The sequence below is a fragment of the Streptomyces sp. NPDC025651 genome (assembly GCF_055558735.1).
On record NZ_JBVHLZ010000001.1, the window covers coordinates 413,931 to 426,095 of the forward strand.

The 12,165-nt window shown below is 70.3% G+C and carries 11 protein-coding genes; 1 reads left to right on the forward strand and 10 read right to left on the reverse strand.

The genetic code is table 11. From position 1 onward, the window contains the following. Window positions 1–13: 13 nt before the first annotated feature. The 9 genes from ACZ4D5_RS01795 to ACZ4D5_RS01835 all read right to left on the reverse strand — a co-directional run bounded on the left by ACZ4D5_RS01795 (window position 14) and on the right by ACZ4D5_RS01835 (window position 10,867). A complete protein-coding gene (locus ACZ4D5_RS01795; RefSeq protein ID WP_467770338.1) occupies window positions 14–1,006 on the reverse strand; it encodes a glutamate ABC transporter substrate-binding protein in 993 nt (330 codons plus the stop codon). Between the two features lie 32 nt (window positions 1,007–1,038). Then, window positions 1,039–2,532, reverse strand: coding sequence for a hypothetical protein (locus ACZ4D5_RS01800; protein WP_467770339.1), 1,494 nt, complete (start codon window positions 2,530–2,532; stop codon window positions 1,039–1,041). Window positions 2,533–2,763: 231 nt separating this feature from the next. Further along, window positions 2,764–3,768: an N-acetylglucosamine kinase gene (locus ACZ4D5_RS01805; protein WP_467770340.1), complete on the reverse strand. Its 1,005-nt coding sequence runs from the start codon at window positions 3,766–3,768 to the stop codon at window positions 2,764–2,766. After that, window positions 3,759–5,024 carry a 6-phospho-beta-glucosidase gene (locus ACZ4D5_RS01810; RefSeq protein ID WP_467770341.1) on the reverse strand — a complete coding sequence of 422 codons (1,266 nt, stop codon included), beginning with the start codon at window positions 5,022–5,024 and terminating at the stop codon, window positions 3,759–3,761. Before ACZ4D5_RS01810 ends, ACZ4D5_RS01805 begins: the two co-directional genes overlap by 10 nt. A gap of 8 nt (window positions 5,025–5,032) precedes the next feature. Continuing rightward, complete coding sequence (locus ACZ4D5_RS01815; RefSeq protein ID WP_467770342.1) at window positions 5,033–5,941, reverse strand: carbohydrate ABC transporter permease; 909 nt, start codon at window positions 5,939–5,941, stop codon at window positions 5,033–5,035. A gap of 9 nt (window positions 5,942–5,950) precedes the next feature. Next, entirely contained in the window at window positions 5,951–6,886 is a 936-nt protein-coding gene (locus ACZ4D5_RS01820; protein WP_467770343.1) for a carbohydrate ABC transporter permease, read from the reverse strand. 15 nt (window positions 6,887–6,901) lie between these two features. Beyond that, complete coding sequence (locus ACZ4D5_RS01825; protein ID WP_467770344.1) at window positions 6,902–8,242, reverse strand: ABC transporter substrate-binding protein; 1,341 nt, start codon at window positions 8,240–8,242, stop codon at window positions 6,902–6,904. A 51-nt stretch (window positions 8,243–8,293) separates the two neighbouring features. After that, window positions 8,294–9,481, reverse strand: coding sequence for an ROK family transcriptional regulator (locus tag ACZ4D5_RS01830; RefSeq protein WP_467770345.1), 1,188 nt, complete (start codon window positions 9,479–9,481; stop codon window positions 8,294–8,296). Between the two features lie 258 nt (window positions 9,482–9,739). Continuing rightward, on the reverse strand, window positions 9,740–10,867 hold the full coding sequence (locus ACZ4D5_RS01835) for a serine hydrolase domain-containing protein (protein WP_467770346.1): 1,128 nt from the start codon (window positions 10,865–10,867) through the stop codon (window positions 9,740–9,742). Between the two features lie 281 nt (window positions 10,868–11,148). Here ACZ4D5_RS01835 and ACZ4D5_RS01840 point away from each other — a divergent pair, with 281 nt between their 5' ends. Then, window positions 11,149–11,553 (forward strand): hypothetical protein, encoded by a 405-nt coding sequence (locus tag ACZ4D5_RS01840; RefSeq protein WP_467770347.1) that lies wholly within the window; start codon window positions 11,149–11,151, stop codon window positions 11,551–11,553. A gap of 33 nt (window positions 11,554–11,586) precedes the next feature. On the opposite strand, the gene ACZ4D5_RS01845 is transcribed toward ACZ4D5_RS01840, so the two are convergent. Then, window positions 11,587–12,153, reverse strand: coding sequence for a DUF5753 domain-containing protein (locus ACZ4D5_RS01845; RefSeq protein WP_467770348.1), 567 nt, complete (start codon window positions 12,151–12,153; stop codon window positions 11,587–11,589). Window positions 12,154–12,165 lie beyond the last annotated feature (12 nt).

Genomic DNA, 12,165 nt, shown 5'->3' on the forward strand with positions numbered 1-12,165 from the left:
TGTCCGCTCCGCGTCAGTCGCGGTAGTCGGCCTTCGGCGGGCCCGGCGACTTGCCGAGGCCGCCCTTGAGCCACTTGTCGTAGGACTTCTCCCAGCCGTCGTTGTCGCGGTAGTCGGCGAGGACCTTGTTGACCCGGCGGACCAGGTCGTCCGAGTCCTTCTTCATCGCCACGCCGTAGTGCTCGGTGGTGAACGGCTCCTCGCCCTTGAGCTCGACCGTCGGGTCCTGCGCGGCCTGGCCCGCGGCGAGGGCGCTGTCGGTCACCACGGCGTCCACCTCGCCGAGCTGGAGCCGTACCAGGCAGTCGAGTTGGTTGGGCACCGTGGTGGAGATGTCGGCGCCGAAGTTCTTCTCCTCCAGCTTCTCCAGGGCGATGGAGCCCGTGGCCGAGCAGACCTTCTTGCCCTTGAGCGTGTCGTTGTAGCCCGTGATCGTGGACTTCTTGGGGGCGAGCACCTGCTGGCCGGTCTCGAAGTACCCCGTGGAGAAGTCGACGTCGGTCAGGCGGTCGCAGTTGACCGTCATGGTGCGTACGACCATGTCGACCTGGTCGTTCTTGATGGCCGGGATGCGCTGGTTGGTGGGGATGGCGCGGAACACGATCGCGTCGCGGTCGCCGAAGATCTCCTCGGCGATCTCGCGCGCGAGGTCGATGTCGAAGCCCTCCAGCTCGCCGCCCTTCTTGTTCGGGTCGCGGTAGCCCCAGCGGTAACTGTTCTGGTCGACGCCGACGATCAGCTTCTTGACCTCGCGGTTCTTCATCTTCTCGATCGTCGGGCCGTCCTTGGACGAGGGACGCAGGCTCTGGTCGTTGCAGTCGTCGGCCCCGGCGCGCGCCTGCGTGACCGTCGTGGCGCCCCGGCCGCCGCGGTCCGCGCCCCTCGCCTCGGTGTCGCCTCTGTCCACAAGCGCCAGGACGAGCGTGCCCGTCAGGGCACAGGCGAGCCCCATCGCCCCGACCCCGCCCCAGCCGCGCAGCCTGGCCGTGCCACGTCGTGTACGCATCGTCTGCGCGCTCCCTCCCGCCTCTGACTCCATCACCGGTACTCCGAAAGCCTGCGGCCGATGCCGAGCACGGCGCCCGCCGCGCCGAGGACCGCGAGGACGGCCGCGCCGACCGGGAGACCGCTCATGGCGCCCCTGCCGTCCTTGGCGGCCTGCTTGAAATCGCCCTGCTCATGGGCGAGGGCCTGGTCCAGGGCCGCGTCCACGTTGTCGAAGCACTCGCCGGTCGGCTCCTTCCCCTTGGACCCGATGACCTTGTCGAGCGCGCTCTGGTAGTTGCCGGAGTCGTCGCTGGCGCGGGCCACCTTGTGGCGGTCCTTCCACACACCCACGTTCTCCGCGGCCTCGACGACCGGGTTCTCTCCGGGTGTCTCCCTGGCGAGTTCGGCCGCCTTGCCGAGCAGGCCGCTGTCCTTGTCGCCCAGCTTCCTCATCTGCTCGCGGTAGGCGACGTCGAACTTGTCCTGGAGCTCGCCGGCCACCTCGGTGGTCTCCGCGCCGCGGCTGACCAGCGTGAGGTTCTCGTTGCCCCGGGCCTTCAGGGAGCTGATGCGGGCGTCGTTGAGGACGTTCAGGGACCGGACCCCGTTGTCGTACGAGTCGTTGAGACCCGAGCGCGCGAAGGTGTGGCCGACGACGAGCCAGAGCAGTACGACACCGGCCGCGGCGGTGGCGGCGAGCATGCCGGGGTTGAACACCCTGTTCGTACGCCGGTAGTTGCGGCGCTGTGCCCAGGCGAGGGCGGCCAGCGCGAGGACGCCGAGGGCGATGGCGAACCACGGATACGGCTTCGCGTTGCCGTAGTCGGAGCTCAGGCGTTCGTTCTCCGCCTTGTAGAGCTTCTCGGCGGCCGGCAGCATCTGCGTCTGCATCTTGTCGTTGGCGTACCGCAGATAGGCGCCGCCCAGCGGCAGGCCCTGGCGGTTGTTGGCGCGGGCGCGCTCGATCAGGCCGGTGTACTCGGGCAGGAGCTTGTTCAGCTTGCCGACGGCGGAGGCCGACGAGGAGTCCGCCCCCGCGCTCGACGCGGCGGTGGCGAGCTTCTCGGAGGCGCGCTCGATGTCGCGCTCGTACCGGGCGCGGACGGCGGCGGGCTCCTGGCCGCCCGCGAGGAAGCCGCTGGACGCCGCGGTGTTGGCGTCGGCCAGCGAGCGGTAGATGGCCGCGGCGTCGGCGCTCAGCGGCTGGCTGCGGTGCAGCACGTCGTCCGCGGCGGCCGAGCGGTCCGTCATCTGCCAGGTGGTGACCGCGCCGAACGCGACGACGAGCAGGGCGAGGACGGCCCCGATGATGCGCAGCCTGCCCGGTTCCGTGGTCGCGGCGGAGCGCAGCCGGTCGACGCCCTCGGACCAGGCGGTGCGGCGCGGGGCGGTGGCGGCGGGCGTCGCGGTCCTGGGCTGCGCGGGCGGGGTGCCCGACGCCTGCGGCGGCACGGAGGGCATCGTCGGCAGGCGCTGCCCTGCCGGGGCCGGGGCGTGACCGGGCGGACCCGGCGGCACGGCGCTGCCGTTCGGCGGATCTGTCACCTTGGCCTCGACCTCCCCCTCGGGTCTCCGGACGGTTCTTCCGCCCGGCGCGCGTGGCGCGGGAAGAAGTGCACGGCCGCAAGTATTGCCGCAGGGACTGACATCCGCACAGGCCTTGACTCGATCTTGTGCGGATCCCTGCCCATGTACACGAGTCGGATCCCTGCCCATGTACACGAGATTGAGGGGGGTTCGGTTCCCGCCCGCGCGCACGGCCCGGACGGGAACCGGTCAATGCCCTCGTGCGCCGCTTGCGCCGCCTTCGTAGTGCGTGCGCACGCGCGCGTGCACCCCGGTGGGCGCACCGACCTGGTCGAGTCCGAGCAGCGCCGCACCGAGCACCGGTCGGGCGCTGACCACCCGGGGCACCGCCTTGGGCGCCCGGTCCGCCAGCAACGTCCGTATGCGGTCGTCCAGTTGGGGATGGCGGGCCGCGAGGACGCTGCCGCCCAGCAGGACGGGCGCCGCCTCGTCGAGCAGGTCGAGGCGGCCGAGGGCGACGGTCGCCATGGCGACGACCTCGTCGGCCATCCGGTCCACCAGGGAGCGCGCAACGGCGTCGCCCGCCGCGGCCGTGGCGAAGAGCACCGGCGTCAACTCGTGCCGCCGCACGGGGGCGATGCGGCCCAGGTGCAGCGCCTCGATCAGCGCGTACATGGACCCCAGGCCGAAGTGCGCGGGCAGCGCCTCGCGCAGCGCGGTCGCCTCGCCCCGGCCGTCCTCGGCCCGCGCCGCGAACCAGAGCGCCTCCTCGGCCAGGCCCCCGCCCCCGCCCCAGTCGCCGGAGATCCGGCCGATGGCGGGGAAGCGGGCGGTGCGCCCGTCGGGCAGCATGCCGACGCAGTTGATGCCCGCGCCGCACACCACGGCGACACCGCGCGGCTCGGCGTCCTCCAGGAGCCCGGCCCGCAGGATCGCGAAGGTGTCGTTGCGTACGTCGACCGACGCGCCCCAGGAGCGCCGCCGTATGGCGTCGGCCAACTCCCGTTCCTCGACCGGCAGATCGGCGTTGGCCAGACACGCGGACACATGGCCCACGGCGTCCACGCCCGCCTCGGCGAACGCCCGCGTCACCGCCTCGGCCAGGACGTCGACGGCCGGTTCGACGCCGACCTGCGGGGGCTGGAACCCGCCGCCGCGGGCCGCGCCGACGACCGTGCCGTCGGCCGCGACCACCGCGACGTCGGTCTTGCTGTTGCCCGCGTCGATCGCGAGCACGCTCGTGCCTACGCCCACGCCAGGTGCTCCCGGTTGTGCGCGATCAGGCTGTCGGTGAGCTGCTCGGCGTACGCGTACTGGCCGACCAGCGGGTGGGCGAGCAGCGCCTTGAAGACGCGGTCGCGGCCGCCGTGCAGGGCGGCCCGCAGGGCCAGGTCCTCGTAGCCGGTGACGTTCGCGATGAGTCCGGCGTACAGCGGGTCGAGCTTCGGCGCGGACAGCGGCCTCGCGCCCGTGCCGTCCACCGCCGCCTGCACCTCGATGACCGCGTCGTCGGGCAGGAACGGCAGCGTGCCGTTGTTCACCGTGTTCACCACCTGGTACGGGCTGCCCCCGTTTCCGAGCAGCGAGGCCGCGAGGTCCACGGCCGCCTCCGAGTAGAAGGCGCCGCCGCGCTTGGCGAGCAGCTCCGGCTTCTCGTCGAGGGTGGGGTCGCCGTACATCTGGAGCAACTCGCGCTCCATCTCCGCCACTTGGGCGGCGCGCGACGGCTTGGTCCGCAGCTCCTCGACCACGGCGTCGTGCTGGTAGTAGTAGCGCAGGTAGTACGAGGGCACGACACCGAGCCGGTCGACGATCTCGCGCGGCATGTGCAGGTCCTCGGCGACGGCGGCGCCGTGCTCGGACAGGAGCTTGGGCAGCACGTCCTCGCCGCCGGGACCCCCGAGACGTACGCCCGTCTCCCACGTCAGGTGGTTGAGCCCGACATGGTCGAGGTGCACCTCGCCCGGCGCGACGTCGAGCAGCCTGGCGAACTTCCGCTGGAATCCGATCGCGACGTTGCACAGCCCGACGGCCTTGTGCCCGGCCTGGAGCAGCGCCCGCGTGACGATGCCGACGGGGTTGGTGAAGTCGATGATCCAGGCGTTCGGGTTGGTCCTGCGGACCCGCTCGGCGATGTCGAGGACGACGGGCACCGTGCGCAGCGCCTTGGCGAGGCCGCCCGCCCCGGTGGTCTCCTGGCCGACGCAGCCGCACTCCAGTGGCCATGTCTCGTCCTGGTTGCGGGCCGCCTGCCCGCCGACGCGCAGCTGGAGCAGCACCGCGTCGGCGTCCGCGACGCCCGCGTCCACGTCGGAGGTGGTGACGATCCGGCCGGGGTGCCCCTGCTTGGCGAAGATGCGCCGCGCGAGGCCGCCCACCAGCTCCAGACGATCGGCGGCCGGGTCGACGAGGACCAGCTCCTCGATCGGCAGGGTGTCCCTCAACCGCGCGAATCCGTCGATGAGTTCGGGTGTGTAGGTCGACCCTCCGCCGACCACTGCGAGCTTCATATCCGTTCTCAGCCCTTTACTCCGGTGAGGGTGACGCCTTCGACGAAGGCCTTTTGTGCGAAGAAGAAGACGAGGATGACCGGGGCCATGACGAGCAGCGTCGCGGCCATGGTCAGGTTCCAGTTGACGCTGTGGGCGCTCTTGAAGGACTCCAGGCCGTAACTCAGCGTCCAGGCGCCCGGGTTCTGGGCCGCGTAGATCTGCGGCCCGAAGTAGTCGTTCCAGCAGTAGAAGAACTGGAAGAGCGCGATGGCGGCGATGCCGGGCTTCGCCATCGGCACGATGATCTTGATGAGGGTGCGGAACTCACCGCACCCGTCGACCCTCGCCGACTCGATGTACTCCTTGGGAATGGTGAGCAGGAACTGCCGCAGGAGGAAGATCGAGTACGCGTCGCCGAACGCCATCGGGATGATCAGCGGCCACAGGGTGCCCGACAGGTGGAACTGCTGGGCCCACACCAGGTACATCGGGATCACGATGACCTGCGGCGGCAGCATCATCGTCGAGATGACGAGCAGCATCGCGGTGCGCCGGCCGCGGAAGCGGAACTTGGCGAGCGCGTACGCCACGGGAATGGCCGAGCAGACCGTGAAGAGGGTGCCGAGCCCCGCGTACATCAGGGAGTTGCGCCACCAGTCCAGGAATCCCGGCGTCTCGAACACCGTCTTGTAGTTGGACCAGTGCCAGGAGTCGGGCCACAGGTCGCCGCTCATCGCCTGCGAGTCGCTCATGACCGAGGTCAGGAAGACGAACACGAACGGCAGGACGAAGAGCAGGGCGACGGCTGTCGCCACGCTGTGGACGGCGATCCAGTGCAGGATCCGCTTGCGGCGGGCGCGGGCGGCGGCGGGGCCCCGCAGCGGGGCGGCCTTCTCGGGCGCCGACGCGGGCGCGCTCAGGGTCGTGGAAGTCATCGTGAGTCCTCAGTCCTCCGCCGCGAGCAGCCCGGAGCGCTTGCGCATCAGGAGCATCGTCACGGCCATGGCGATGGCGAAGAGCACGAGCGAGAGAACGCACGCCGCGCCGGTGTTGAAGTTCTGGAAGCCCATCGAGTAGACGAGCTGGGGGACCGTGAGGGTCGAGTGGTCCGGGTAGCCGGGCTGGATCACCGAGCCGGGGCCGATGGAGACGCCGGAGGCGACCTTCCCCGCGACCAGGGCCTGTGTGTAGTACTGCATGGTCTGCACGACGCCCGTGACGACCGCGAACATCACGATCGGCGTGATCGAGGGCCAGGTGACGTAGCGGAACTTGGCCCAGGCGCCCGCGCCGTCGAGCTCGGCGGCCTCGTACTGCTCCTTGGGCACGTCGAGCAGCGCGGCCATGAAGATCACCATCAGGTCGCCGATGCCCCACATGGACAGGAGCACCAGCGAGGGCTTGGCCCAGTCCGGGTCGTTGAACCAGTTCGGCCCGGAGAGCCCGATCGCGCCGAGGATCTCGTTGACCGGACCCGTGCCCGGGTTGAGCAGGAAGACGAAGGCGACGGTGGCGGCCACCGGCGGGGCGAGGTAGGGGATGTAGAAGGCGGTGCGGAAGAACCCGACCCCGGTCTTGATCTTCGTGATGAGCAGCCCGAGCGAGAGCCCGAAGACCACCCGCAGGGCCACCATGATCACGACCAGCCACAGGGTGTTCCACAGGGCGGGCCCGAACAGCGGCATGTCCCGGAACACGTACTCCCAGTTCTTGAGGCCCACGAAGGTGGGCTCCTTGATCTGGTTGTAGTGCATGAACGAGAAGTACACGGTCGCGATCAGCGGATACGCGAAGAAGACGCTGAAGCCGACCAGCCAGGGGGAGAGGAAGCCGAGCGTGCGCAGTCTGCGGCGCGCGGGGTTGGAGAGGGAAAGTGCCATGGCGGGGGTCCTCGGCTAGCTCTTCGACTGGAGGGTGTCGGCGTCGATCTGTCGGTCCAGCTTCTTCAGACCCTTGCGCAGATCGGGGATGCGCCCGGCCTCGACGGAGTACGCGAAGTCCATCAGCGAGACGACGTACGCGCCGCCGTTCGTGGAGGGGGGCAGGGCCTTGCTGTGCTTGTTCTCCAGGACCTGGAAGAAGGACCGGAACGTCGGGTCGGCGTCCAGGCGCGGCGACTTCAGCGCGGCGAAGGTGGAGGGCACGTTGTGGATGTCGTTGGCGAAGTCCACGACCTGGTTGGTGTTCGTGGTCAGGAACTTCACCAGCTCCCAGGCGGCGTTCTGGTGCTGGGAGCTGTGCGCGATGCCCGCGACGGTGCCGGTGATGAAGCCCCGTCCGTAGGTGTCCTTCTGGTCGTCGGGGACGGGCAGCGGCGCGACGCCCCACTCGAAGTCGGCCTTGGCCTCCTTGAGCATCAGGCCCCGCCACTCGCCGTCCAGGTGCATGGCGAGCTTCCCGGTCAGGAAGGCGTTCTGGTTGGACATCTCGTCGCCGAACGTGAGCCGGAACTTCTCCAGGTCGTCGAAGCCGCCCTGGGCGTCGGCCAGTTCACCGGCCTGCTTGAAGAACTTGTACGTCGCCGGTTCCTTCGCGAGCCGCGAGTTGCCGTCGTCGTCGAAGTACTTCGGGCCCCACTGCGCGAAGAGCCGGTCCGGGCTGTTCTGGTAGAGCCGGAAGTTGGGCATGAACCCGACGCGCTTGTACGAGTCCTTGCCGCTGCGCACGGTCAGTTTCTTGGCGTCCCGCTCCAGCTCGGACATGGTCCGCGGCGGGCGCGCGATACCGGCTTCCTCGAAGGCGTCCTTGTTGTAGTACATGCCGTAGGCGTCGGCGAGGAGCGGCAGGGCGCACTGGTTGCCCCGGTAACTGGTGTAGTCGAGAAGGGTCTTGGGGAAGATCTTCTCCTTGTCGACCCCGGTCTTCTTCATGAAGGGGTCGAGGTCGGCCCACATCCCGGACTCGCAGTACTGCCCGACGTTGTTGGTGGTGAAGGAGGACACCACGTCCGGGGCCTTGTCGCCGCCCGCGCGCAGGGCCTGGTTGACGGTGGCGTCGGTGACGTTGCCGGTGGCCTCCACCTCGATGTTCGGGTGCAGCTTCTCGAACCGGGCGATGCTGGCGTTCACCGCCTTGACCTCGCCGGGGTTCGACCAGCCGTGCCAGAACTTCAGGGTGACCGGCTTGGTCGGGTCGTCGTTCGCGCTGCCGACGCTCGGGTTGGCGCAGCCGGAGAGCAACAGGCCGGCTGCGGCGAGCGCCGCGGACGCGCAGGTGGGCATGCGCCATCGCGGCATGGCGGACTTCCTTTGCGGGGAGGGGAGTTGAGGGGTCGGTAAGGGGGAGGGTCAGGCCGTGTCGAAGACCCGGTCACGGGCCTGGGTCAGGGCCTGGCGGAGCGCGCCGCTGAGGATCGGGTCGCCGTCGAGCTCGCTGATGCGCACCTGCGGGCGGGGCAGGGCGAGCCCGGTCAACTCCTCCTCGACGCGGACGCGCAGCTTGTCGCCGCCGGCCTGGGCCACCGAGCCGGACAGGACGACGAGTTCGGGGTCGACGACGGCGACGACCGCGGCGATGCCGGTGGCGAGGCGGCGGGCCACCTCGCCGAGGACGACGTCATCGGCGAAGGCGTCGGCCAACGTGGCGTCGGGGCCCGCCAGTTGGGTGACCACGGGTGCGGAGACCAGGCTCTGGAAGCCGCCGCCCCCGTCGGGGCCGCAGGTCGCCTCGGGGCCGCCGTGCGCCAGCGGGGCGCCCGGCAGCGGCATGTAGCCGATCTCGCCCGCGCCGCCGGTGGCGCCGCGCAGCAGGACGCCGCCGAGCACGATGGCGGCGCCGACGCCGTCGTCGAGCCAGGTGAGCACGTAGTTGTCGTGGTCCTGGGCGGCGCCTTCGTACTGCTCGGCGACCGCGGCGAGGTTCACGTCGTTCTCGATGGTCACCGGGGTGCCGAGCACCGCGGCCAGGTCGTCCCGCAGCGTGCGCGAATGCCAGCCGGGCAGGTGCGGGGCGTAGCGGAGCTGGCCGGTCTGCGGATCGATGGCGCCGGGGGTGCCGATGACCGCGGCCCGCAGGTCGTCGTGGCCGAGTCCGGCCTGCCGCAGGGCACCGTCGACGGCCTCGGCGACCAGCTGGGCGGTGCGGTGGCGGACGTCCTCGGCGACGGCGTCCGCTTCCACGCGCTCCTGGGCGAGGACGGTGCCGGTGATGTCGGCGACGAGGGCGGTGATGCCGGTCGGGTCGGCGGAGAGCGCGGCGACGTGCCCGGCGCCCGGGTCGATCTCGTAGAGCAGGGCGTTGGGTCCCGGGCGGCCGCTGAGGCTGCCGGTGGTGTGCACGAGCCCGGCGGCTTCGAGCCGCCCGAGGAGCTGCGAGGTGGTGGGCTTGGAAAGCCCGGTCAGCTCGCCGACGCGGGTGCGGGTGAGGGGGCCGTGCGCGACGAGGAGGTCGAGCACGGCGCGGTCGTTCATGGCGCGCAGGACGCGCGGGGTTCCCGGGGTTCCGGGAGTGCTGCTGCCGCTGCCCGCTGCTGCCATGACGACACCTGCCCTTCGGCTGCGCGGCTCCCGACGGCGGTGTCGGGAGCGGTGGTCGGGGTCCGGAAAGCGACTGTTAGGAAACTTTCCAATTCGTGAGGACCGTAAGGCTGGCGTGAATGAGGCGTCAATAGCGAGCGCCCTCGCGGCTACCAAGTCGTTACCTGCGGGGGAGGGCGTTGCGGAGGGTGCGTTCAGTTCGTGCGAGGACGGGGGCGGCGGAGGCTTCGCGGCGCGTCGGCGGTGCTGGGGCGGGGCTCACGTGCCGCAGAACTCGGCCTCCAGCACCGCGTCACTGTCGCCCGTCCAGTCGGCGTTGAAGTTGAAGGCGAGCGAGTGGCGGCCGTCCTCGGTCGTCACCGCCTCGGAGGTGGAGCCGAGGATGCCGCCGTGGTGGCCCCAGATCCGCCGGCCGCAGCTGAGGGTGCGTTCGGCCAGGCCGAGACCGTAGCGGGCGCCGGGGAAGGCGTCGCCCATGGGCACGGTCGTCGTCATCGCGGCCATCTGCTTCTCCGGCAGCAGCTCGCCGCGCAGCAACGCCGAGTAGAAGCGGTTCAGGTCGTCGGAGTCGGAGATCATTCCGCCGCTCGTCCAGGCCGCGGACGGGTTGAACTCCGTGACGTCGTACGACGGGCCCGTGGTGACATCGGCGAGCTTCGAGTACGCCCGGCCGCTGGGCCGCGGCATGCGCGGGTCGGTGCCGGGGTCCTTGGTGCCGTGGAGGCCGAGGGGCTCGATGACGCGCTGCCGGACCTCGTACGCGTACGAGTGCCGGGTGACCTTCTGGATGATCATTCCGGCGAGGACGTAGTTGGTGTCGGAGTAGCGCCAGGATTCGCCGGGCGTCGTGGAGTACGGCTTGTTCCGCATGGCGATCGCCACGAGCCGCTCGGGGGACCAGGTGTCGTAGCGGTGCGCGAAGAAGCCGTCCCGCAGCCGGAAATCGGCCGCGAAGTCCTTGTCCGCGTAGTAGTCGTAGATGCCGCTGGTGTGATTCAGGAGCTGGCGGACGGTGATCCGTCTGCCGTCGTGGCCGTTGCCGCGCACGAGGCCGGGCAGCCAGTGGTCGACCGTGTCGTCCAGGTCGAGCTCTCCCTCTGCCTCGAGTTGGAGGAGGACCGTCGCCACGAAGGTCTTGGTGAGACTGCCGACGCGGTAGTGGTCGTGGGCGCCGCGCGGGCGTCCGGTCGCGAGATCGCCGACGCCCGACGTCCCCTTCCAGGTGCCGTACTCGTCCCTCACCTGTCCCGTCACTCCGGGCACGCCGTCCTTGACGGCGGCGTCCATGGCCTGCCGGGTCGCGGCGTGGCGGTCGCCCGTGGAGGCGGGCGCCGCCGTGGCGGGCGCCGTGAGCGCCCCCGCCGCGAGCGCCGCCACCGCGGTCATGCCTGCCAGAGTGGTCCGTGCTGACATCTGCTGCCCCGTTCGTTGAAGCGTTCGAGCGTCGAATCGTTGATGATCGATCGCCACGAGGGACCAGGAGGTTCGCTGTGAAGGTTGTTTGTCAGCGCGGCAGTTGAGCGGTATTCGGCCTTTCTTCACGGCCTCGTCCCATCAATGCCGCGGTCGACCGTCGGGGTGAATTTGCCTGGTGGGCGCTGTTCCGCGAGCGGGCGCGCTGCCAAGATCGCCTCGCCTTGACAGTCGGTTCGAGAGGAATGTGTGTGATGGGTGACATGGGCGGCATGGGGGCGAAGGCACGGCGGGGGATGCGGGTGGCGGTGAGCGCGGTGTGTGTCGGGGTGGCGGTCCTCGCCGGGGCGCCGTCCGCGTTCGCCGGGGCCAATGGGTGCAACGACCGGACCTGCATCTCCGTGGAGGGCAGCGGTCTGCGGGTCGAGAGGATCTCGGCGGCCACCACCTGGAACGGTGACTTCACCGGGCACTTCCACATCTACGGCGGCGGGATCGACAAGAACAGCGAGACCGGCTTCTGGGGGTACCACCAGAAGTTCACCGTGCCGGTCGGCCGCGATCTGCCCAACGGTTCCGTGCTGTGTGCCGAGGGCTGGGAGCACACGGGCAGCGGGCTGCAGTCCCGCGGGCGCGCCTGCGCGGAGGTCCACTTCTGAGCTGCCCTCCCGCTGGACGGCCCCGGTTCGGGTTCAGCGCAGGGACGCGGTGAAGCGCGTCCGGGCGGCCGGGGCCAGGCGGAGTATCGGGGCGTCGCCGCAGTCGGCGTCGCCGTCGTGGTCCTTGGAGTCATGGACGGCGACGGTTCCCGGGATGCTGAGGGCGACTTCCACGCTCTCCAGCAGGCCGAGTGAGTCCTTCGGGGCCAGACCCAGGCGTGCCGTGCGGTCGAAGAAGGCCTTGTACGTGGCACTTTCGGCGTCGTTCTCGACCCACACGGTAGCCGCGATGCTGTCGACGTGGACCACGTCCACCGCCTCGGTCCCCGCGAAGGAGATGATGTTGAAGGAGCCTGCCATGCACGCGTGGCCGCCTGCTCGGAAGGGCAGTACCTGGACCCGGATGTTGGGGAGTTGAGCCATCTTCAGCAGGTGTTGCAGCTGCGCGCGCATCACTTCAGGGCCGCCCGCCTGCTGTCGTAGCGCCGCCTCGCCGATCACCGCGTAGAAACCGAGCCCCTCAAGAACTGGACGCGGTGAGTCCGGCCCGCGAGACCGATACGTGAGTGGGGGCGCCCGGAATCTTCCGGGCGCCCCCACTCACACATACCG

Coding starts and splice junctions, on each gene's coding strand:
- ACZ4D5_RS01810 (WP_467770341.1), bottom strand. CDS start 5,024: ATGAAGCTCGCAGTGGTCGGCGGAGGGTCGACCTACACACCCGAACTC.
- ACZ4D5_RS01820 (WP_467770343.1), bottom strand. CDS start 6,886: ATGGCACTTTCCCTCTCCAACCCCGCGCGCCGCAGACTGCGCACGCTC.
- ACZ4D5_RS01830 (WP_467770345.1), bottom strand. CDS start 9,481: ATGGCAGCAGCGGGCAGCGGCAGCAGCACTCCCGGAACCCCGGGAACC.
- ACZ4D5_RS01795 (WP_467770338.1), bottom strand. CDS start 1,006: ATGCGTACACGACGTGGCACGGCCAGGCTGCGCGGCTGGGGCGGGGTC.
- ACZ4D5_RS01815 (WP_467770342.1), bottom strand. CDS start 5,941: ATGACTTCCACGACCCTGAGCGCGCCCGCGTCGGCGCCCGAGAAGGCC.
- ACZ4D5_RS01825 (WP_467770344.1), bottom strand. CDS start 8,242: ATGCCGCGATGGCGCATGCCCACCTGCGCGTCCGCGGCGCTCGCCGCA.
- ACZ4D5_RS01840 (WP_467770347.1), top strand. CDS start 11,149: ATGGGTGACATGGGCGGCATGGGGGCGAAGGCACGGCGGGGGATGCGG.
- ACZ4D5_RS01835 (WP_467770346.1), bottom strand. CDS start 10,867: ATGACCGCGGTGGCGGCGCTCGCGGCGGGGGCGCTCACGGCGCCCGCC.